At 69.9% G+C, this 19170-nt stretch carries 24 protein-coding genes; 12 read left to right on the top strand and 12 right to left on the bottom strand.

What is annotated here, in order from left to right; all coding sequences use genetic code 11:
* Positions 1-38: 38 nt before the first annotated feature.
* Positions 39-347: an ANTAR domain-containing protein gene (locus tag LCL61_RS12105; protein ID WP_340686923.1), complete on the bottom strand. Its 309-nt coding sequence runs from the start codon at positions 345-347 to the stop codon at positions 39-41.
* Positions 348-580: 233 nt separating this feature from the next.
* Between LCL61_RS12105 and LCL61_RS12100 the strand changes: the two genes are divergently transcribed.
* The 3 genes from LCL61_RS12100 (at position 581) to mscL (ending at position 2136) form a co-directional block, all read left to right on the top strand.
* Positions 581-880, top strand: a complete 300-nt coding sequence (locus LCL61_RS12100; protein ID WP_340686922.1) for an FmdB family zinc ribbon protein — start codon at positions 581-583, stop codon at positions 878-880.
* A gap of 116 nt (positions 881-996) precedes the next feature.
* On the top strand, positions 997-1638 hold the full coding sequence (locus LCL61_RS12095; RefSeq protein WP_340686921.1) for an SAF domain-containing protein: 642 nt from the start codon (positions 997-999) through the stop codon (positions 1636-1638).
* Positions 1639-1731: 93 nt separating this feature from the next.
* On the top strand, positions 1732-2136 hold the full coding sequence (gene mscL, locus LCL61_RS12090; RefSeq protein WP_125791720.1) for a large-conductance mechanosensitive channel protein MscL: 405 nt from the start codon (positions 1732-1734) through the stop codon (positions 2134-2136).
* A gap of 6 nt (positions 2137-2142) precedes the next feature.
* Here mscL and LCL61_RS12085 read toward each other — a convergent pair whose 3' ends face one another.
* Positions 2143-2316: a hypothetical protein gene (locus tag LCL61_RS12085; protein WP_340686920.1), complete on the bottom strand. Its 174-nt coding sequence runs from the start codon at positions 2314-2316 to the stop codon at positions 2143-2145.
* Between the two features lie 55 nt (positions 2317-2371).
* Here LCL61_RS12085 and LCL61_RS12080 point away from each other — a divergent pair, with 55 nt between their 5' ends.
* Entirely contained in the window at positions 2372-2650 is a 279-nt protein-coding gene (locus LCL61_RS12080; protein ID WP_039921525.1) for an Rv0909 family putative TA system antitoxin, read from the top strand.
* Between the two features lie 4 nt (positions 2651-2654).
* Here LCL61_RS12080 and LCL61_RS12075 read toward each other — a convergent pair whose 3' ends face one another.
* Positions 2655-3155: a MogA/MoaB family molybdenum cofactor biosynthesis protein gene (locus LCL61_RS12075; protein WP_005155592.1), complete on the bottom strand. Its 501-nt coding sequence runs from the start codon at positions 3153-3155 to the stop codon at positions 2655-2657.
* 122 nt (positions 3156-3277) lie between these two features.
* Here LCL61_RS12075 and LCL61_RS12070 point away from each other — a divergent pair, with 122 nt between their 5' ends.
* Positions 3278-4339, top strand: coding sequence for an NAD-dependent epimerase/dehydratase family protein (locus tag LCL61_RS12070; protein WP_340686919.1), 1062 nt, complete (start codon positions 3278-3280; stop codon positions 4337-4339).
* A gap of 72 nt (positions 4340-4411) precedes the next feature.
* On the top strand, positions 4412-5215 hold the full coding sequence (locus LCL61_RS12065; protein WP_340686918.1) for an MBL fold metallo-hydrolase: 804 nt from the start codon (positions 4412-4414) through the stop codon (positions 5213-5215).
* A 1-nt stretch (position 5216) separates the two neighbouring features.
* Here LCL61_RS12065 and LCL61_RS12060 read toward each other — a convergent pair whose 3' ends face one another.
* The 4 genes from LCL61_RS12060 to LCL61_RS12045 form a co-directional block, all read right to left on the bottom strand.
* Positions 5217-6383, bottom strand: a complete 1167-nt coding sequence (locus LCL61_RS12060) for a serine hydrolase domain-containing protein (protein ID WP_340686917.1) — start codon at positions 6381-6383, stop codon at positions 5217-5219.
* 54 nt (positions 6384-6437) lie between these two features.
* Positions 6438-7487, bottom strand: a complete 1050-nt coding sequence (locus tag LCL61_RS12055; RefSeq protein ID WP_340686916.1) for a HAMP domain-containing sensor histidine kinase — start codon at positions 7485-7487, stop codon at positions 6438-6440.
* On the bottom strand, positions 7484-8182 hold the full coding sequence (locus tag LCL61_RS12050) for a response regulator transcription factor (protein WP_340686915.1): 699 nt from the start codon (positions 8180-8182) through the stop codon (positions 7484-7486). The genes LCL61_RS12055 and LCL61_RS12050 overlap by 4 nt, the downstream gene beginning before the upstream one ends.
* A gap of 186 nt (positions 8183-8368) precedes the next feature.
* The gene (locus LCL61_RS12045) at positions 8369-9721 is read right to left on the bottom strand and encodes a hypothetical protein (protein WP_340686914.1); all 1353 of its coding nucleotides are present in this window, start codon (positions 9719-9721) and stop codon (positions 8369-8371) included.
* Positions 9722-9852: 131 nt separating this feature from the next.
* Between LCL61_RS12045 and LCL61_RS12040 the strand changes: the two genes are divergently transcribed.
* Genes LCL61_RS12040 through LCL61_RS12020 form a run of 5 tightly spaced genes read left to right on the top strand, consistent with a single transcriptional unit; the run spans position 9853 to position 13223 of the window.
* Positions 9853-10509, top strand: coding sequence for a glycosyltransferase family 2 protein (locus tag LCL61_RS12040; RefSeq protein ID WP_340686913.1), 657 nt, complete (start codon positions 9853-9855; stop codon positions 10507-10509).
* Positions 10506-11150: a TIGR04282 family arsenosugar biosynthesis glycosyltransferase gene (locus LCL61_RS12035; protein WP_340686912.1), complete on the top strand. Its 645-nt coding sequence runs from the start codon at positions 10506-10508 to the stop codon at positions 11148-11150. Before LCL61_RS12040 ends, LCL61_RS12035 begins: the two co-directional genes overlap by 4 nt.
* On the top strand, positions 11147-11755 hold the full coding sequence (locus LCL61_RS12030; protein ID WP_340686911.1) for a class I SAM-dependent methyltransferase: 609 nt from the start codon (positions 11147-11149) through the stop codon (positions 11753-11755). Before LCL61_RS12035 ends, LCL61_RS12030 begins: the two co-directional genes overlap by 4 nt.
* Positions 11752-12819: a molybdopterin-dependent oxidoreductase gene (locus tag LCL61_RS12025; RefSeq protein WP_340686910.1), complete on the top strand. Its 1068-nt coding sequence runs from the start codon at positions 11752-11754 to the stop codon at positions 12817-12819. The genes LCL61_RS12030 and LCL61_RS12025 overlap by 4 nt, the downstream gene beginning before the upstream one ends.
* A complete protein-coding gene (locus LCL61_RS12020; RefSeq protein ID WP_340686909.1) occupies positions 12816-13223 on the top strand; it encodes a hypothetical protein in 408 nt (135 codons plus the stop codon). The genes LCL61_RS12025 and LCL61_RS12020 overlap by 4 nt, the downstream gene beginning before the upstream one ends.
* Before the next feature lie 518 nt (positions 13224-13741).
* Here the strand turns inward: LCL61_RS12020 and LCL61_RS12015 are convergent.
* On the bottom strand, positions 13742-15160 hold the full coding sequence (locus LCL61_RS12015) for a S1C family serine protease (protein ID WP_340686908.1): 1419 nt from the start codon (positions 15158-15160) through the stop codon (positions 13742-13744).
* Positions 15161-15277: 117 nt separating this feature from the next.
* A complete protein-coding gene (locus LCL61_RS12010) occupies positions 15278-16078 on the bottom strand; it encodes a DeoR/GlpR family DNA-binding transcription regulator (RefSeq protein WP_340686907.1) in 801 nt (266 codons plus the stop codon).
* 82 nt (positions 16079-16160) lie between these two features.
* Here LCL61_RS12010 and LCL61_RS12005 point away from each other — a divergent pair, with 82 nt between their 5' ends.
* Positions 16161-16463 carry a VOC family protein gene (locus LCL61_RS12005; RefSeq protein ID WP_340686906.1) on the top strand — a complete coding sequence of 101 codons (303 nt, stop codon included), beginning with the start codon at positions 16161-16163 and terminating at the stop codon, positions 16461-16463.
* Here the strand turns inward: LCL61_RS12005 and lspA are convergent.
* Genes lspA through LCL61_RS11990 form a run of 3 tightly spaced genes read right to left on the bottom strand, consistent with a single transcriptional unit; the run spans position 16453 to position 19095 of the window.
* Positions 16453-16959: a signal peptidase II gene (gene lspA, locus LCL61_RS12000; RefSeq protein ID WP_340686905.1), complete on the bottom strand. Its 507-nt coding sequence runs from the start codon at positions 16957-16959 to the stop codon at positions 16453-16455. The genes LCL61_RS12005 and lspA overlap by 11 nt on opposite strands.
* A gap of 22 nt (positions 16960-16981) precedes the next feature.
* The gene (locus tag LCL61_RS11995) at positions 16982-18406 is read right to left on the bottom strand and encodes a HAMP domain-containing sensor histidine kinase (protein WP_340686904.1); all 1425 of its coding nucleotides are present in this window, start codon (positions 18404-18406) and stop codon (positions 16982-16984) included.
* Positions 18403-19095, bottom strand: a complete 693-nt coding sequence (locus tag LCL61_RS11990; RefSeq protein WP_020631674.1) for a response regulator transcription factor — start codon at positions 19093-19095, stop codon at positions 18403-18405. Before LCL61_RS11990 ends, LCL61_RS11995 begins: the two co-directional genes overlap by 4 nt.
* Between the last annotated feature and the right edge of the window lie 75 nt (positions 19096-19170).

Here is a 19170-nt window from a genome sequence, read left to right as displayed (position 1 = left end):
GCTCCCGGCGCGGCGCGGGTGACCGCCGTTGGCCTGCCCTACGCACTGTCTTCAGCCAGTCCGCCGAAGAGCGGCCGAACCTCTTCGAGAACGCGTGCGTACACGAGCGGATCAACCCCGGACACCCCGCTGCCGCTCCCCGCGGCGACCACCACCGCCGCCACGTCGTGCAGTTTCACGTTCGTGTGCTGCGAGATGCTCACGAGCGCCTCGAAGGCTTCGTCAGGCCCCCAGGTGCGCAACACCATGAACATGCCCTTCGCCTGCTCGATCACGGGCAGCGAATGCATGGCTTCTTTCAGCTGCCCCAGTTCCGCCGCTTCCCCCTGCCCATCCTGTGACGTCATGAGGTCATCTCACCGCATCCGATCGCGCGCCACCACATCCCACGCCGGTCAAGATCGACTCGCCCCGGTCGACCGGGTCACCGCACACCGGCGCGGACCAGGTGCGAAACGAACAGCGTGACCAGGTCGTCATGTGACCTTGGGAAACCTTGTTTGACCTGCGTCGGAATGCCCCGGTACCGTGTGGCGTTAGCACTCTTGTCGGCTGAGTGCCAATGCACGAAGGAGCAGCAGTGCCCACCTACCAATACGCCTGCAAGGAATGCGACCACGCTTTCGAGGCCGTGCAGTCGTTCTCCGACGCGAGCTTGACCGTGTGCCCGCAGTGCTCGGGGCCGCTTCGCAAGGTCTTCAGCTCGGTCGGCGTGGTCTTCAAGGGCAGCGGTTTCTACCGCACCGATTCGCGTGACTCGAAGGCCAGCACCACCTCGGCCCCGGCCAAGACCGAGACCAAGTCGGAGTCGAAGCCGGAGACCAAGAGCGCCGCATCCTCCTCCGCGGGTACGACGAAAACGGCCGCCGCCGCTTCCTGACGTCCCGAGTTGTCCACAGGCCCCCGGTTATCCACAGCCGGGGGTTTTCGTACTTTCCAGGGCAGCGCACCCGCCCCTAGCGTCGAGATCATCACCGATCGACGAGGGGGGATCCCGTGCTCCACCATCTGCCCGTCCTGCGAAGACTCCACGGCAGGCCCGCCCGGCTGCTCCGCCGCTGGCTCGCCCTGTCCCTGCTGCTCGGCGGCCTGATCACGCTGTTCCTGCCCGCGTCCGCCCGCGGCACGCCCGGCACCGCGACCGTCGTCTCCGCCCGCGACCTCCCGGCGGGTTCGCTGCTGAGTGCCGGGGACGTCAGACTCGTCGACCTCCCGGACGACGTCCGTCCCCTGGGCGCCACCGGCCTGCCGTCCTCGGTGGAGGGTCGGATGCTCGTCGGTGCGGCGCGGGCGGGTGAACCGCTGACGGACGTCCGCCTGCTGGACGCGGGTATCCCCGGATCGGGTGATCCCGAGAATTCAACTGTCCCGGTGCGGCTCGCCGACGCCGGTGTCGCGGAGTTACTCAGGCCGGGCCGTCGGGTCGACGTCGTCGCGGCCGCCGAAGCCGGGAACGAGGCGTCTGTGCTGGCCAGCGCGGCCGTCGTGGCGGCGGTGGGCGAGCAGGGCACCCGCGACCCGAAGTCCTCCGGTGCCGGGAGCAAGGGACCTTTGGTGCTGCTTTCCCTGCCGTCCGCGATCGCGACACGAGTCGCGGCCACCTCGCTGGAACGGTCCATAACGGTTACTCTCCGCTAGCTCGCGCCTGCCCTGTGGCGGCGGGCGCCTGCGTCCCCCCGGTATGGAGATGGGACGGTCGGCGAACCGTCCCAGGTGAAAGAGGAGAGCGTCTTGATCAAGGGCTTCAAGGACTTCCTGATGCGCGGGAACGTCGTCGACCTGGCGGTCGCGGTGGTCATCGGCGCCGCGTTCACAGCGATCGTCACGGCCTTCACGAACGGCCTGATCAAACCGCTGATCAACGCCATCGGCGGTTCGGACGCCGCCAAGGGGCTGGGGTTCAACATCCTGAGCGCGAACGACTCGACGTTCATGGACTTCGGTGGCGTGATCAACGCGGCGATCAACTTCGTGATCGTGGCGGCCGTCGTCTACTTCGTGATCGTGCTGCCGGTCAAGCACGTCCAGGAGCGGCGCAAGCGCGGTGAAGAGGCAGGCCCCTCGGAGCCGACCGATGTCGAGCTGCTCACCGAGATCCGCGACCTGCTGCGCGCGCAGCAGAACCGCGCGAGCTGAGCCGGATCACCGGTCGTGATGAGGCGGCCGGTTCTCCAGGAACCACGAGTCGGAGTCCGGGGAGCGCTGCCCCGGCTCTCGCTCGTCGGAGGTCGTGTCCGGCAGGACGTCGCCGAAGATCTCGTCGACCCGCCGTTTCTCCGCCGCGGAGGGGCGCTTGTCTTCGTGTTCACCTGGCATGACGTCCATTTTCGCACCGGTCGCGGGGGCCGCCCGCCGGTGGGACCATCAGCGCATGAGCATCGTCGACAAAGCGAAGGGGCTGGCCGCGCAGGCCATCCACAAGGCGGAAGAGGTCGCGGGCGAGGTCCGCGAGAAGGCCGGGCCGCTGGCCGAGAAGGCGGGCGACGTCGCGGCCAAGGGTGTCTCGGCCGCGTCGGCTGGGGCGAACAAGGTCACCGGCGGCCGGTTCGAGGACAAGATCGGCCAGGTCACCGAAAAAGTGGAAGGAGTGCTGCACCAGGACAAGAAGGGCGAGCCCGGGACCGAACCCGGACCCGCCCCGAAGAACTGAAGAACTAGGCCTCTTCGAGCCCGGACAGCTCGTCGATCACGTACGGCACCAGCGACGAGAGCGTCGCCATGCCGTCGCGGACCGCCGCGCGTGAACCCGCGAGGTTGACCACCAGCGTGCTGCCGGAGACCCCGACGAGCCCGCGGGAGATGCCCGCGTCCACCGCGCCGGCGGCGAGGCCGGACGCGCGGAGCGCTTCGCCGATGCCCGGGATCGGGCGGTCGAGCACACCGGCCGTCGCGTCGGGAGTGCGGTCGCGCGGGGAGACCCCTGTGCCGCCGACGGTGATCACCAGGTCGGCACCGCCGATCACCGCGGTGTTGAGCGCGTTGCGGATCGCGGCCGTCTCGGCCTCGACCACGACGACGCCGTCGACGATGAACCCGGCCTCTTCGAGCAGCTCCGTGACCAGCGGTCCCGTGTTGTCCTCGTGTTCGCCGTGGGCGACGCGATCGTCCACGATGACCACCAGTGCGCGGCCCAGCCGTTGTGCGCTCCGTTCCATAGGCACACCGTATCCGGTTTCGGCTGATCTTCGCTCCGGCGGTGCCGCGTAGTTGTGACGATTCCCTGACGTGAGCCGGTAATCCGGGTTCACCGCCGGAAATCGCCCCTAGCGTCGGAGTGGTGCGAACACTGATAACCGGCGGGGCCGGGTTCATCGGCTCCCACGTGGCCGATCTGCTGTCCGATGAAGGTCACGAGGTCGTCGTCCTCGACAACCTCCTGAGCACCGCGCACGGTTCGTCGCACCCGCCGGGGTACACCGGCCGCCACCGGTTCCTTCGGGGCGACGTCGCCGACACGGAGCTGGTCGCGGAACTGCTGGACGGTGTCGACGCGGTCTGCCATCAGGCGGCCGTCGTCGGGCACGGGGTCGATCCGTCCGACGCGCCGTCGTACGCGCTGAACAACGACTACGGGACCGCCGTGCTGCTCGCGGCGATGCACCGGGCGAAGGTCCGGAAACTGGTGCTCGCCTCGTCGATGGTCGTCTACGGCGAAGGTCGCTACGAATGCCCTGCCCACGGCATCGTCCCGCCGTCGCCGCGGAAACAGTCCGATGTGGATGCCGGACGCTTCGAGCCCACGTGCGCGGCTTGCGGCGCCGAGCTCGGCTGGCGGCTGGTCCCCGAAGACGCGCCGCTGCGGCCGCGAAGCACCTACGCGGCCACCAAGCTCGCGCAGGAACATCTGGTGGCGGCGTGGGCCCGGCAGACCGGCGGAACGGTCTGGGCCCTGCGCTACCACAACGTCTACGGGCCGCGGATGCCGCAGAACACCCCGTACGCGGGCGTCGCGTCGCTGTTCCGGTCCTCGCTCTTGCGCGGTGAGGCGCCGATCGTGCTGGAGGACGGGAAACAGCAGCGCGACTTCGTGCACGTCCACGACGTGGCGAGGGCGAACGTCCTGGCGCTGGGCACCGACGGGCCCGAAGGTGACCTGACTCCGCTGAACATCTGTTCCGGGCAACCCCACTCCGTCGGCGAACTCGCCGAGGAACTCGCGAAGGCCTGCGGAGGACCGGCTCCGAAGATCGCCGGGGGTGCCCGGCCCGCCGACGTCCGGCACGTCGTCGCCGACCCCGCCCGCGCCCGGCGGCTGCTCGGCTTCACCGCGCGAACCGGTTTCACCGAAGGCATCGCCGGGTTCGCCACCGCTGAGCTGCGGGAACCGGTCGGTCTCTGAAACCGGGAACAGACCCGGCCCCCGCTGGGTTGTCGTTCCCGGCAACGGAATCGACTTTTTTTGGGGGTTTTGGTGGGCATCACCGTCGGAGACATCGAGATCGAAGCGATCGGGGACGGTCTGATCAGGCTGCCGCTCGCGTTCTTCCCGGGTCTCGACCCCGAAGCCCACCCGGACGTCTTCGACGAGGACGGCACCGTGCACGTCCCGACCGGCGCGTACCTGATCCGCGGCAACGGCCGCACGATCCTCGTCGACACCGGCCTCGGCCCGCGCGAATTCGCCTTCCCGCCGGGGATGACGCCCGCCAAGGGCGACCCCACCCCGCCGATGGGCACCGGCGGCGACCTCGCTGCCGCGCTGGACAAGGCGGGCTGCCCGGTCGACGAGATCGACACCGTCTTCCTCACCCACCTGCACAACGACCACATCGGCTGGATCGCCCCCGAAGGCGACCTGACCTTCCCCGGCGCTCAGGTGGTCTTCGGCCAACTCGACTGGGACGCCTTGATCGCGCCCGCCGGGACGGGCGAATGGAGCCGTGTCGGTATGGAGACCGCTCGCGGCGCGGGGCTGACCGAGGCGATCAGCGGCGACGTCGTCGAGATCGCGCCCGGGATCGTGGCGCGGCACGCCCCCGGTCACACGCCCGGCCACTACGTCCTCGACATCACCGCGGACGACGAGCGCCTGCTGCTGCTCGGCGACGTCCTGCACACGCCCGCGCAGCTGACGGACACGCGCGTGGGTTTCCTCGGCGACGTCGACCCGGAACTCGCGCTCCGCACCCGGCAGCGGTTCCTCGCGGAAGCGGAAGAGACCGGCGCGATCATCGCGCCGGCCCACTTCCCGGACATGGGGTTCCTGCGGCTCTGACCTACTTGCCGCAGAGCACCTTGTCGGTGAGCAGCTGGTCCGCCTTGTTGTAGGCCTGCCCCAGATCGGCGTCCGAGTCGCCGTAGGTCATGGAGAGCTCGAAGGTCCTGCTGCCGTCGGGGGTACTGGCCATCACTGTCCCGTAACCGTGGAAGCCGCCCATGCCCTTGAGGACGGTGCCGCAGCTCGCTTCCTGGACGTACACGCCCAGGCCGTAGCCGCCCTTCGGGTGCGGTTTGCGCATCTCGGCGAGCAGCGGGGCCGGCAGGAGCTTTCCGCCCAGCAGCGAGGAGAAGAACGTGTGGAGGTCCTTCGTGGTCGAGATCAGCTCACCGGCGCTGGACGCCCACGACGGGTTCTGGTTCGTGATGTCGACCGTCTTCCACTGCCCGGGCTTCTCCTCGTAGCGGTAGTAGCCGTGCGCGTGCGGCCCGGGGATGCCCGGCCAGGTACCGGGCACCACGGTGTCCCGCAGTCCGAGCGGCCGCAGGATCCGCCGCTGGATTTCGTCGCCGTAGGGGCGGCCGGAGACCTTCTCGATCACCAGCCCGGCCAGGACGTAGTTGATGTTCGTGTAGGTCCAGTCCGTGCCCGGCGCGAACAGCGGCGGCTTGGACAGCCCGAAGCGCACCAGTTCCTCCGGCCGGTAGGTGTGGAACCGGTTGTCCAGGAACTCCTTACCGGTCAAGGGGATTCCCGGCACGATCGTGCCGTCGGGCAGCATCGCGCCGGTGTAGTCGAACAGGCCGCTGGTGTGCTGCAACAGCATCCGCACCGTGATCCGCCGGTCGAGGCCGAACTCGGGCAGGTATCCGGTCACCGGCGCGTCCAGGCCCACCTTGCCCTCCCCCACCAGCTGCAGGACGACGGTGGACACGAAGGTCTTGGTGTTGCTGCCGATCCGGAACCGCCCGTTCGTCGGCGGCTTGGCGGCCGAGCCCAGCTCGCGCACCCCGGCGCTGCCGGTCCAGTCGCCCCGCGCGTCGTGCACCCGCAGCTGTGTCCCGGCGAAGCCGGAGGCGGCGATCTGCTCGGCCATCGCCCGCAGATCCGGCCGGTCCCGCCCGTCGCTCGCGGCGGCCACGCCGGGCGCGACCCCGGCCAGCAGTGCGGCCGCCACCGCGGTGATCCCGGCCCGTCGGAAGAATCGCTTCGCTGAAGTCGTCATGGCTGCGACGATCGCGGTCCGCGCTGACACCGCGGTGACACGCCGCTGACACGGTCAGGGCATGGCGAGCGGAAGCCGGACCTCGAACCGGCAGCCGGGGCCGTCGTTCCGGACGCCGATGCGGCCGCGATGGGCTTCGACGAGGCCTTTCGCGATCGCGAGCCCGAGCCCGCCGCCACTCGCCAGCCCGCCGCGCTCGGGGGTGCGCGCCGTCGTCCCGCGGAACGCGACGTCGAAGACCCGGCCGATCTCGTCCTCGGGGATCCCGCCGCAGCCGTCGGAGACCGCGAGCAGCGCCTCGCCGCCGTCGATGCCGATCTGGACCGCGACCGTCCCGTCCGGCGGCGTGTGCCGTACGGCGTTGGACACGAGGTTGCGCACGATCCGCGCCAGTTCCGGGTCGCTGCCGGAGACGACCGGCCACACTTCGGCGTATTCGATCATCCGCACGCGTTTCTGCTCGGCGAGCGGCGCTTGCGCGGCGACGGCGTCGCTCACGACGTCGCGCAACGGCACGGCGGCCATGGTCAGCCGCAGCGCGCCCGCGGTGATCCGCGACAGTTCGAACAGGTCGCCGACCATGCCGGACAGCCGCGTGGTCTCACCGCTGATCCGCCGCGCGTAGCCGGTGACCTCGATCGGGTCGGCGACGACGCCGTCCGCGACGGCCTCGGCCATCGCCTGGATCCCGGCCAGCGGGCTCCGCAGGTCGTGGCTGATCCACGCGACCAGTTCGCGCCGCGACGCCTCGGCCGCGCGCTCCCGTTCCCGCGCCTCCCGCTCCCATACGCTGCGGCGCGCGATCGCGCGGCCGAGCACGAGCGCCGCCGGCACGGTCACCAGCGCGACCAGCACACAGACCAGCGTCATCGTGGTCAGCGCGGGGGTGAACATGAACCCGCTGATCCCGAGCACCGCGATCAGCGTCGCGAGCACCGGGATCAGCACGAGGATCGTCATCGTGCTGGCCAGCGAGCCGCGCCGGAGCAGGTACAGCGCCAGCCCGCCGAGCAGCATCACCGGCAGCGCGAACATCAGCGCGAACGGCAGGATATGCCAGGCGTGCGCCAGCATCTCGCCGAACGACTCACCGGAGCCGATCATCGCCGCACCGGGTCGTACCGGTAGCCGACGCCCCACACGGTGGCGACGCGGACGGGTTTCGCCGGGTTCTTCTCGATCTTCTCCCGCAACCGTCTCACGTGGACGGTCACGGTGGACTGATCGCCGAAGTCCCAGCCCCAGACCTTCTCCAGCAGATCGGCGCGGGAGAACGCCACGCCGGGATGGGTGAGGAAGAACGCGAGCAGATCGAATTCCCGGCTCGTCAGGGGAAGTTCCACGCCGCCGAGGGCCGCCTGCCGGGCCGTCATCTGCAACGCGAGGTCGCCGTCGGTGATCACGCGCGCCGCCGGTTCGGGCCTCGGCATCCGCGCCCGCCGCAGGACCGACGCCACGCGCAACGCGAGTTCCTTGGGGCTGAACGGTTTCGTGACGTAGTCGTCGGCGCCGAGCTGGAGCCCGGCGATGCGGTTCTCCTCCTCGCCGAGCGCGGTCAGCATCACGACCGGCACCTGGCTCACCTGCCGCAGGCGGCGGCAGACCTCGAGTCCGTTGAGCCCGGGCATCATGACGTCGAGGACCACGAGATCCGGCCCGGTCGCGGAGAACAGCCGCAACCCCTCGGTGCCGTCACCGGCGACGTCGACGTCGAAGCCCGCGACCTCCAGGTACCGCCGGACGACGTCCCGCACGGTCTCGTCGTCGTCGACCACGAGTACGCGGCCCTGCTCTGTCATGTCGTCCACCTCATCGTCTGTCAGTGAACCCGCGGCCGCGATCGACGTCGGCAGGACGCTGCCCGGTCGAGCGACTCACGTCGGGTTGCGAGGGCGCCCTGCCACCGCGATAGCGGGGCCTTCGGCCGGGCGGGTTCACGCGTATTGTCACCTTTCCGAATTCGTCGCAGCTCCGCCAACAGGTACTCACCAGCTCGTCAGCACCAGATGGTTCACCACCAGCGCTGTCGCCGCCGACGCGGCGAGCCACCACCGCCGTCCCTTCGGCGGCAGCAGCGCCACCGCGGGCAGCAGCCACACCGCGAACGGTAGCCAGATGCGTTCGACCTCCGCCTTCGACAGGCCGGACAGATCGGCGAAAGCGATCGCCAGCGCCGCGGCCGCCACGATCAGCGTGACCGGCTCGCGGAACGACCGTTTCGGCTCGGCGAGGAACTCCGCGCCCGCCCGCCGCGTCCCGGCGATCACGGCCGGGCCGAGCGCGATCAGCACCGCCGCGATATCCGCCCACACCCAGTAGGAGTACGGACGCAGCGTCGCGATTCCCTGGTAGTAGCGCTCGACCACCAGGTGATAGCCGTCGATCCACCAGAACCCGGCCAGCGCGAACGCCACGACGACCGTGGCGGCCCCCGCCGTGGCGAGAAGCAGGATCCGCCACTCCCGGGTCAGCACGACGACGGCGAGCACGATCACGCCGAGCAGCACGAGACCGTAGGAGAGGAAGAGCCCGAACCCGAGCAGCAGACCGCCGGGGAGCGCGAGGATCCGCCGTCGCGTGGCGAGCGCCAGGAGCGCGATCCCGGTCGCCGTGACACCCGCGAAGAGACCGTCCGCGGACACGCCGATCCAGATCGCGCCCGGCGTCAGGACGGCGAACGGCAGGACGGTCCTCGCGGCGTCCTGCCTGCCCAGCGCGGAGAGCGTCACCGGCACCGCGACCACCGCGAGACAGCCGACCAGCACGACGACCGTCGAGGCCCACGCGCCGCCCTGCAGACCGAGCCGGTCGAGCCAGACGAAGACCAGCGTGGCGCCCGGCGGATGCCCGGAGACGTGCGTCGTCCACGAATCCGGCTGGAAATCCAGGATGCGCGAGGAGAACTCGTCCAGCATCTTCGGGATGTCGGTGATCCCCGGGACCTCGTGCAGGTATTCGTGTTCCGTGGTGAGCCTGCCGGTGAAACCCCGTGTCCAACCGTCGATCATCGCCAGCGAGAACGTCCACGCCAGCGCGGTCACGTAGCCGAGCGCGAGCAGCGGACGCCATCGCAGCCTCGCGGCGAGCAAGGGACCTTTGGTGACGACCACGAGCGCGAGCACGAGCGCGGCCACCGAACCCGGACCCACATGCGGCAGCCACAGCCCGAACAGCGGCGGCGCGAAAGCATAGATCACCACGCCGGAATCGGGACGGTTGTAGTGGAGGCCGACCGCGATCGCGGCGGCGACCACGAGCATCGCCAGCCCCACGGCGATCAGATCGGCCCGGCGGCCGGCACGGGAAGGGGCGGTGACTGTGGACATCACCGGCACCATAACCGCGTTTTCGGCCTCCGACGGCCCGGTGCCGCGGTCCGTCAGAACTCGGTAAGAACTTCCCCGACGTCAGAATTCGGTAAGCAGCACAAGGGTTTTGGTCCCTCCATCCCGGACTTAACGTGCGTTGCGTGAACGATGACCAGGTTGACGTCGTGCTCCCCTGTCTCGACGAGGCCGGTGCCCTTCCCGGCGTGCTGGCGGCCCTGCCCGAGCGGTATCGGGCGATCGTGGTCGACAACGGTTCCACGGACGGTTCCGCCGGAATCGCGGCCGGGCTCGGGGCGAAGGTCGTCCACGAACCCCGGCGCGGTTACGGCGCCGCTGTGCACACCGGGCTGGAGGCGGCCACGGCGGACGTCGTCTGTTTCGCCGACGCCGACGGTTCCCTCGACCTCGCCGAACTGCCGATGCTGGTCGGCGGCCTCGCCGACGCCGAGCTGACGGTCGGGCGGCGGATGCCCAGCGGTCCCGGTGTCTGGCCGTGGCACGCGAGAGCGGGCAACGCCGTGATCTCGTCGCTCTTGCGATACAAGGGATTGCCGGTCCGCGACATCGCGCCGCTACGAGCCGTCCGGCGGCAGGCGCTCCTCGATCTCGACGTCACCGATCGCGCCTTCGGTTACCCGCTCGAACTGCTGATCAAGGCGAGGCGCGCGGGATGGCGGGTCGCCGAGTTCGACGTGTCCTACGGCGAACGCGCCAAGGGCACGAAGTCGAAGGTCTCCGGCTCGCTGCGGGGAACGTTCCGCGCCGCGCGGGATTTCGGGCGGGTGCTGAGCCGATGACCTTCTGCCTGTTGATCGTCGCCAAGGCGCCCGTGCCCGGTTTCGCGAAGACGCGGCTGTGCCCGCCCGCGACACCGGAACAGGCCGCCGAGATCGCGGCCGCCTCACTGCTCGACACCCTCGAAGCCGCCCTCCTGACGCCGGACGCACGCGTGGTCGTCGCCATGACCGGCGAACTCCGCAGGGCCGCCCGCGGCACGGAGATCGCCGCGACACTCCGGAAAACGGAGGTGATCGCCCAACGCGGGGAAGGTTTCGACCTGCGGCTCGTCAACGCCCACGCCGACGCGCCCCGTCCCGGGGAACCGGTGCTGCAGATCGGGATGGACACCCCGCAGGTCACCCCGGCGCTCCTGGCCGAAGCCGCGGACCGGCCCGGAGATGCCGTCCTCGGGCCCGCCGAGGACGGCGGCTGGTGGGCGCTCGGGCTCAAGGATCCTTCGCACGCCAAGGCTCTCGCCGGGGTGCCGATGTCGCGTGACGACACCGGACGTCAGACCCTGCGCGCACTGGCCGGCATCGGCCTCCGCCCCGGCGCCCTGCCCACACTGTCCGATGTGGACACTTTCGCGGACGCGCGCCGGGTCGCGGCGGCGGCTCCGCACGGCCGGTTCGCCCGAGCGGTGGCCGAAGTCCGGTGACCACTTTCGACCGCGGCCTGCTCGGCCACCGCTGCTGGCTGGAACTGGCGACCGGCGAACGCGTCGACCTGCCGGTCGACCGCTGGACGGCCATCCCCTGCGAAGGCGACGACGTCCTCCTCACCGCTTGTGACGGCCCGACCCTCGACGTCGGCTGCGGGCCCGGCAGGCTCACCGCCGCGCTGACCGAACGCGGCGTCGCCTCGCTCGGCGTCGACATCTCGGCCACCGCCGTGCGGCTCACTCACGCCCGTGGTGCCGCCGCGCTGCACCGGGACGTGTTCGACCGGCTCCCCGGCGAAGGGCGCTGGCGGCATGTCCTGCTCGCCGACGGGAACATCGGCATCGGCGGCGATCCGCACCGCCTCCTCGCGCGGATGGCGGAACTGATCACGGACGGCGGGACGGTACTCGTCGAACTCGACCCGCCGGGCCGCGGACTCCGCCAGGACCGGGTCCGGCTGCGTCCCGACAAAGGACCGTGGTTCACCTGGGCGTGGGTCGGCGTCGAGGCGATCGCGGACCTCGCCGCCCGCACCGCGTTCCGCGTCGCGTGGTCCACCAGCCACGGCCACCGCTGGTTCGCCTGCCTGGAGAAAGCATGAACACACCTTCGGAACGGGTGACGTCCCGGATCGGGCTCGCGCTCGCCGTCACGTTCACGCTGTGCTTCGTCACCGGCCTGCTCAGCCATCTCGTCCAGCATCCGCCGTCGTGGTTCGGCTGGCCGAGCCGCCCGGTCTGGCTGTACCGGATCACGCAGGGCACGCATGTGCTCTCCGGTATCGCGTCGGTTCCCCTGCTGCTGGCCAAACTCTGGAGCGTCTACCCGAAACTGTTCGAACGACCGGTGATCCGGTCGCTGCCGCACGCGCTCGAACGTCTGTCGATCCTCGTGCTTTCCGCGGCCGCCTTCTTCGAACTCGTCACCGGTCTGTTCAACGTCGCGCAGAACTATCCGTGGAACTTCTACTTCCCGCAGCTGCATTACGCGGTCGCGTGGGTGGCGATCGGCTCGATCCTGGTGCACATCGCGGTGAAGCTCCCCAGCATCCGCCGCTCGATCACCCGGAAGCCCGAGCCCTCGCGACGAGCCTTCCTCCGCACGACCTGGCTGGCCGCGGGAGTCGCCGTCGCCGCCACAGCCGGGGCCACGGTTCCGTTGCTGCGTAACGTTTCCGGCCTCTCGTGGCGCAGCGGTAAGGGGCCACAAGGGCTGCCGGTGAACCGGACCGCCGCGGCGGCAGGCGTCGTGGACACGGCGAACGACCCCGGCTGGCGGCTTTCTGTGGTGACCCCGGACGGCACGAAGACCTATTCGCTGGAACAGCTTCGAGCCCTCCCGAGGACTTCGGCCGAGCTGCCGATCGCGTGCGTCGAGGGATGGAGCGAGTCCGCGCGCTGGAGCGGTGTCTCCCTGCCGGAGCTGTTGCGGCACGCCGGAAGCGCACCAGGCACTCCGGTCCGCGTGTTCTCGCTGGAGAAGGCCGGGCTCTACGGGATCAGCGAACTCCCCGGCGAGCACACCGCGGACGACCTCACCCTGCTGGCGCTGGAACTCAACGGTGAAGTGCTCGACGCCGACCACGGCTTCCCGTGCCGGATCATCGCCCCGAGCCGGCCGGGCGTCCTGCAGACGAAATGGGTCACCCGTTTGGAGACGCTGTGAAGACGTTGCGGCTGCTGCTGTTACTGCCCGGCCTCGCCGCGCTCACATGGGGCGCGGTGCTGTTCTCCGAGTACGCCTTCCCGCTGCGCCCGGACGTCTTCGGGACACTCGGATGGCTCGTCGGCGGCCCGCTGGCGCACGACCTGCTGATCGCGCCGCTGGTCGGCGCCGTGGGATTCACGCTGAGCAGGTTCCTCCCGGAACGCTGGAAGACGCCGGTCAAGACGGGCGCGGTGCTCACCGGTGTGCTGACGTTGCTCGCGTTCCCGTTGCTGTGGCGTCCTTTCGGCGGCGCTCGGAACCCGGGCCTGCACGACGCCGACACCGTCACCGGTCTGCTCGTCACCCTGGCGGTCGTCTGGCTCGGCGTACTCGTGGCCGCGCTGGTCCGGCGGAAGGCGTGATATCGGGTCGAAAGTCAAAGGTGGCGTGATCGAGTCAATGGCGAAGCAGGCCGCCCGGAGCCTGACGTGCTCTTGATCGTCCACAAGGGACTCCAGTCGGGGAACAGTGTCCATTTTGAGCACTCACGACCCTTGTCAAGAACCGAACATCTAGCCATAAACCAGACATTTCATCGCGCGAAAGTGTCCCTTGTGGACACTCGGGCCACGATCGGCTCCCATGGCCAGTCCGGAACCATGTCACGAAGGCCTCCTGCGCTCGTCGGAGGCTCAGCTCGCCACGCACCTGCCGCAGCCGAAGGCTCCTTTCGCTGCATCGGACGCGACGAAGGGAGGCTTCGGCCCACCGCCGGCCCCGCCCACGAACCTGACACGTTCGCTCTTCTTCTCCCTGGAAAGGGCCACGCGCGACCGGGATTGGCAGCCGGTCGCGCGTGGCCTCTTCGGGTCCGGCCCGCTGGGGGTTCGAGCCGGAGCTGGTCTCGGCCGCGCACTGCGGCCGAGCGTCTCTGGATGGGCTAGTTCGGGGTGACGGGCTGCCCGCCGAGGGTCACCTCGATGACCTTGTCCCCGCTGAGCGTGAACTTCACCTTGTCGTTCGGCGCCCGGGTGCGGATCTCGGCGACGAGCGCGTCCGCGTTGGGTATCGGCCGGTCGTCCAGCTTCGTCACGACGTCACCGGATTTGAGGCCCGCCTTCTCCGCCGGGCTGCCCGGCGAGATCTCACCGAGCTGCGCTCCGCCGGTCGGCGCCGTCTGCACTCGCGCGCCGATGAAGGTCTGCGTCGCCTGGCCGGTGTTGATGATGTCGTCGGCCGTGCGGCGCGCCTGGTCGATCGGGATCGCGAAGCCGATGCCGACGTTGCCGCCGCTCTCGCCGCCCTGGCCCTGCGCGGACTTCGGGCTGTAGATCGCCGAGTTGATGCCGATGACCTGACCTGCCATGTTCGCGAGCGGGCCACCGGAGTTACCGGGATTGATCGCCGCGTCGGTCTGCACCGCCGACATCACGGTGGTCTGGTCGCCGTTGCCGCCGGCGCTCACCGGCCGGTTCAGCGCGCTGACGATGCCCGAGGTGACCGTGCCCGTCAGTTCGAACGGCGAACCGATGGCGACCACCGGCTGCCCGACGCGCAGGTCGTCGGAGCGGCCGAGTTCCACCGGGGTCAGGCCGCTGACACCGCTGACCTTCACCACGGCGATATCCGTCGTGGGGTCACGGCCGACGACGGTCGCCGTGCCCTTCTTGCCGTCCTGGAACACCGCCTGGATCTGCCCGCCACCGGCGGCGACCTCGACGACGTGGTTGTTGGTCAGCACGTAGCCGTCGGTACTGAGCACGAAACCGGAACCCTCGCCCGCGCCCGAGCGCCCCGACACCTGGAGCTCGACCACGCTCGGCGAAAGCTTCTGTGCCACCGCTTCGACCGAACCGGCGGGCAGATTGCCCGTCTGCTGGGCGGGCTTCGGCGCGTCGAGCGCGTTCACGGAAGAGCCGCCGGACGCGTCACCGGTCAGGTAGCCGACCGTGCCGCCCGCGACACCGCCGACGACCAGCGCGATCGCCGCGACACCGGCGAGCAGCTTGCCCGACGTGGACTTCTGCGCCTGCCGCTGCTGCGGGACCGCGTACACCGACGGACCCGGCTGGGTGAACGGCGTCTGCTGGCCCGGCACCTGGTGTCCCTGGGCGTAGTGACCCTGCGTCTGGTGTTCCTGGGACTGCGCCTGGGGAGACCACGGGTTGTACTGCTGCTGTTCCGGGGTGTAGGCCTGCTGCGCTCCGGTGTGCGGAGTGGCATGGCCGCCGAGGCCGGTCGCGTCAGGCTGCTGCGGCGCGGGCTGGGCCGCCCAGCTCGCGCTCGGCTCCGCGTCCGGCTGAGCGCCGGCGGGCCGCGCCTTCTCGGCGTCCTGGCCGCTGGGGTCGTTCTCGGTCATGTCTTCACCTTGCGGGATGGTCCTGAGAAGTTCCTGAGCCAAAGCTGTGCATCGGACATGAGTATGGCCCCGGCGGCGGGTGGCGCGCAGCCTGTTCGCGTCTCCCGGCCTGGCGTTTCACGCGTCTTCGGCCTCAGCCGTCTCCTCCGTTTCGGCGATCATCAGCTCACCCGCCTGCTCGATGAGCCTTTCCCTTGCCTTGTCGGGCAAACCGTCGTCCGAGACGACGACGTCGGCCTCTTCGAGCCCGGCGATCGTGGAGATGCCGACGATGCCCCATTTGGTGTGGTCGGCCAGCACGACCAGCTTGCGGCCCGCTTCGACCAGCGCGCGGTCGGTCTCGGACTCGGTGAGATTCGGCGTGGTGAACCCCGGGCCCTCGGCCATCCCGTGCACGCCGAGGAAGACGACGTCCAGGTGCAGCGACCGCAGGCTCTGCACGGCGACCGGACCGACCAGCGCGTCCGACGGGGTGCGGACGCCGCCGGTGAGGACCACCGTGCGATCCGGCTGGTTCACGCCGCGCAGCACGTCGGCGACCTGGATGGAGTTCGTGACGATAGTCAGGCCCGCGACCTCGTCGAGCGCCCTGGCCAGCGTCCACGTGGTGGTGCCCGCGGAGATGCCGATCGCGGTGCCCGGCCGGACCAGCCCGGCGGCGAGGTGGGCGATGGCCTCCTTCTGCGCGCGCTGGCGCACGGACTTGGCCTCGAATCCGGGCTCGTCGGTGCTCTTGCCGGCGACGGAGGTGGCGCCGCCGTAGACCTTCTCGACCAGTCCGCGGCCGGCGAGCACGTCGAGGTCGCGGCGCACCGTCATATCGGAGACGCCGAGCCTCGCGACGAGATCGCTGACCCGGACCGCCCCGGTCCGGCGCGCCTCCTCGAGGATCACCGCCTGCCGTTGCCGCGCGAGCACTAAGCCTCCCTGGATCAACTACACAAAATCCTACACGATCAAACATGGCGCGACGAGCCGCGCCGACTGTCACCATGAGGCCATGGCCAGGCTTCGCGACGTCGTCTTCGACTGCCGTCATCCGGCTTCGCTCGCCCGTTTCCGGGCGGCCGCGCTCGACGGCTACGAAGTCGCACCCTATGACGAAGAAGAGCTTGATCGCCTTCGTTCACTGGGGTTTTCGGGCCCCGAAGACGATCCTTCGGTACTGGTCGAAGCAGCGTCGGGACCGCGGCTCTTCTTCAATCAGGACCTGACGGGAGACAGCGTCGAACGGCTCGTCGCCTTGGGCGCGCGTGTACTCGCCGATCCGGAAGGGAACGAGTTCTGTCTCGTTATTCCTTGACGCCTTCGATCGGGACGCCGCGGAAACTCAGCACGAAAAGCGAGACGGCGCCGAAGAACAGCGCGATGTCGGCGACGTTCCCGACGAACCAGCCGTTGTAGTCGATGAAGTCGACGACGTGGCCACGCGCGAAACCGGGCTCGCGGAACAAACGGTCGCCCAGATGCGTAGTCGCGCCACCGAGCAGCAGCCCGAGCGAGATCGCCCAGCCCGCCGAGCGGACCTTGCGGGAGATCCACAGCAGCGCGACCACCGCGGCCGCGGCCAGGATCGCGAAGATCCAGGTGGAGTTCGCGCCCAGCGAGAACGCCGCGCCGGGGTTGTAGAGCAGCCGGAACCGGATGAAGTCGCCGATCACCGGGATCGGCGCGTGGCCGGTGAGGGCGTCGACGGCCCACCATTTGGTCAGCTGGTCGGCGGCCAGCAGCACCGCGGCCACCAGCAGTGTCCACAGCAGACGGCGGGGCGGCATCTCAGGCGCGTTCTCGGTGCTCATCACCCGTCAGCGTAATCACCCGTCAGGCCGGGGCTCCCGGGAGCCGCAAGGTCATCAGAGCGCCACCGGTGGACGCGCGCCCCGCGTAGACGTCGCCGCCGTGCCGCTGCGCCGCGTGCTGGACGATGGCCAGCCCGAGCCCGGAACCGGGCAGCGTCCGCGCCTCCGACGAGCGGTAGAAGCGGTCGAACACCTTCGGCAGGTCCTCGTCGGCGATCCCCGGCCCCGAGTCCTCGACTTCGAGCACCGCGGTGCCGTCGCCGACCGGGTACAGCCGGACCCCGACCGTCGATCCTTCCGGCGAGAACTTCACCGCGTTGTCCAGCAGGTTCAGCACCGCGCGCTCCAGCGCGCTCGTGTCGCCGGTCAGCACCCATGGCTGGAGCGAGACGTCGAACTCGATCTCGCCCGCGCGGCGGCGTGCCCTGTCCAGCGCACGCTCGACGACGTCGACCATCTCGACCCGCTCGTGCTCGATCCGCGGCTCGTCCTGGCGCGCCAGTTCGACGAGGTCGCCGATCAGCTGGGTCAGCTCGTCGAGCTGGCCGCGGATGTCGGCCTCGATGTCGCTGCGGTCCTCGTCGGACAGCGTCCGCGCGCCGGGCCTGCTCGCGGACAGGAGCAGCTCCAGGTTGGTGCGGAGCGACGTCAGCGGGGTGCGGAGTTCGTGGCCGGCGTCGGCGACGAGTTGCCGTTGCCGCTCCTGCGATTCGGCGACCGTGCCCAGCATCGTGTTGAAACTCTGGGTGAGGCGGGCGAGTTCGTCGTCGCCGCTGACCGGGATCGGCCGCAGATCACCCGTGGTGGCGACGCGTTCCGCCGCCGACGTGAGTCTGTCGACCGGCCGCAGGCCCGCTCTCGCGACGGCCGTTCCCGCGGCCGCGGCGACCAGGATCCCGGCGCCGCCGATCAGGAACAGGACCACCGAAAGCTCGTTCAGGGTGCGCTTCGTCGGCCCGAGCGACTGGGCGAGCACCATCGCCTGGCCGTCCCCCTGCGGGAGGGCGACGACGCGGCTGTCGGTCCTCGGGTCGGTGCGCAGGGAGAACGCCTTGTCCCCGGAGGCGACCGCGATCTCGTCCTCGCCGTACGGCGGGCGGCTCCCGGACTGCGGATAGGTCAGCCGGACCTTCTCCCCGACCGTCAGCTGCCCGATCTGCAGGTCCGCGCTGGCGAGGAAGGCGCCGGGCACCTGCTGCAGTTCGGTCTGCACCTGCGGCGAATCGACCGCGGCCTGCGCGCGGGCGAGCAGGTTGTCGTCCACCTGCTGGTAGAGGTTGTCGCGCACGACGAGGTACGCGCCGAGCGACACCAGCGCCACCGCACCCGCCACCGAAGCGGCCGCGAGCAGCGTCACCCGGCCGCGGAGCGAGAAGCGCCGCGTGCCCCAGCGGTCGCCGCGCGGATCCTTTTCGGACACGTCGACGACCGGGACCGGCTCCGTCACGGCGGGGTTTCCCTCAGGACGTAACCCACTCCCCGCACCGTGTGGATCAGCCTCGGTTCGTTCCCAGCCTCGGTCTTTCGGCGCAAATAACCGACGTAGACCTCCAGCGCGTTGCCCGACGTCGGGAAGTCGTATCCCCATACTTCCTCCAGGATCCGGCTGCGGGTCAGAACGTGCTTCGGGTAGGAGAGGAACAGCTCCAGCAAGGCGAATTCGGTCCTCGTGAGACTGATCTCCCGCCCAGCCCGGCGCACCTCACGCGTCCCCGGGTCCAAGGTGAGGTCCGCGAACGAGAGGATTTCGGCGTTCTGTCCGGCCTGCGGATCCGGGATCGCCCGGCGCAGAAGCGCGCGAAGGCGCGCGAGAAGCTCTTCGAGCGCGAAGGGCTTCGGTAGGTAGTCGTCCGCGCCGGCGTCGAGGCCGGACACCCGGTCGGAAACGGTGTCCCGCGCGGTGAGGACGAGAATCGGAAGGTCGTCTCCGGTGCTCCGCAGCCTCCGGGCGACCTCGAGGCCGTCGAGCCGCGGCATCATGACGTCGAGGACCATCGCGTCGGGTCTGTTGGCGATGATCGCTTCCAAGGCCTGTGCGCCGTCCCCGGCCAGTTCCACCTGGTACCCGTTGAACTCAAGGGATCGCCTGAGTGATTCACGGACGGCCCTGTCGTCGTCCACTACGAGGATGCGCATGGCGACAGTCTTACGCAGAGTGCTGAGACTCGCCTAAGAACACACACAGAACCAACAAAGGAAATCCGGCGGTCC

Source organism: Amycolatopsis coloradensis, from assembly GCF_037997115.1.
GTDB classification, from domain to species: Bacteria; Actinomycetota; Actinomycetes; order Mycobacteriales; family Pseudonocardiaceae; genus Amycolatopsis; species Amycolatopsis coloradensis_A.
Note: the sequence above shows the minus strand (reverse complement) of the source record. Positions and strands in the feature narration are given on the sequence as shown.

Bases quoted from the DNA above. Each gene is read 5' to 3' on its own strand.
- LCL61_RS12105 (WP_340686923.1), bottom strand. From the start codon at position 347: ATGACGTCACAGGATGGGCAGGGGGAAGCGGCGGAACTGGGGCAGCTG.
- LCL61_RS12025 (WP_340686910.1), top strand. From the start codon at position 11,752: ATGAACACACCTTCGGAACGGGTGACGTCCCGGATCGGGCTCGCGCTC.
- LCL61_RS12080 (WP_039921525.1), top strand. From the start codon at position 2,372: ATGAGCATCGTCGACAAAGCGAAGGGGCTGGCCGCGCAGGCCATCCAC.
- lspA (WP_340686905.1), bottom strand. From the start codon at position 16,959: ATGAGCACCGAGAACGCGCCTGAGATGCCGCCCCGCCGTCTGCTGTGG.
- LCL61_RS12045 (WP_340686914.1), bottom strand. From the start codon at position 9,721: ATGGTGCCGGTGATGTCCACAGTCACCGCCCCTTCCCGTGCCGGCCGC.
- LCL61_RS12015 (WP_340686908.1), bottom strand. From the start codon at position 15,160: ATGACCGAGAACGACCCCAGCGGCCAGGACGCCGAGAAGGCGCGGCCC.
- LCL61_RS12085 (WP_340686920.1), bottom strand. From the start codon at position 2,316: ATGCCAGGTGAACACGAAGACAAGCGCCCCTCCGCGGCGGAGAAACGG.
- LCL61_RS11990 (WP_020631674.1), bottom strand. From the start codon at position 19,095: ATGCGCATCCTCGTAGTGGACGACGACAGGGCCGTCCGTGAATCACTC.
- LCL61_RS12035 (WP_340686912.1), top strand. From the start codon at position 10,506: ATGACCTTCTGCCTGTTGATCGTCGCCAAGGCGCCCGTGCCCGGTTTC.
- LCL61_RS12075 (WP_005155592.1), bottom strand. From the start codon at position 3,155: ATGGAACGGAGCGCACAACGGCTGGGCCGCGCACTGGTGGTCATCGTG.
- LCL61_RS12050 (WP_340686915.1), bottom strand. From the start codon at position 8,182: ATGACAGAGCAGGGCCGCGTACTCGTGGTCGACGACGACGAGACCGTG.
- LCL61_RS12055 (WP_340686916.1), bottom strand. From the start codon at position 7,487: ATGATCGGCTCCGGTGAGTCGTTCGGCGAGATGCTGGCGCACGCCTGG.
- LCL61_RS12060 (WP_340686917.1), bottom strand. From the start codon at position 6,383: ATGACGACTTCAGCGAAGCGATTCTTCCGACGGGCCGGGATCACCGCG.
- LCL61_RS12005 (WP_340686906.1), top strand. From the start codon at position 16,161: ATGGCCAGGCTTCGCGACGTCGTCTTCGACTGCCGTCATCCGGCTTCG.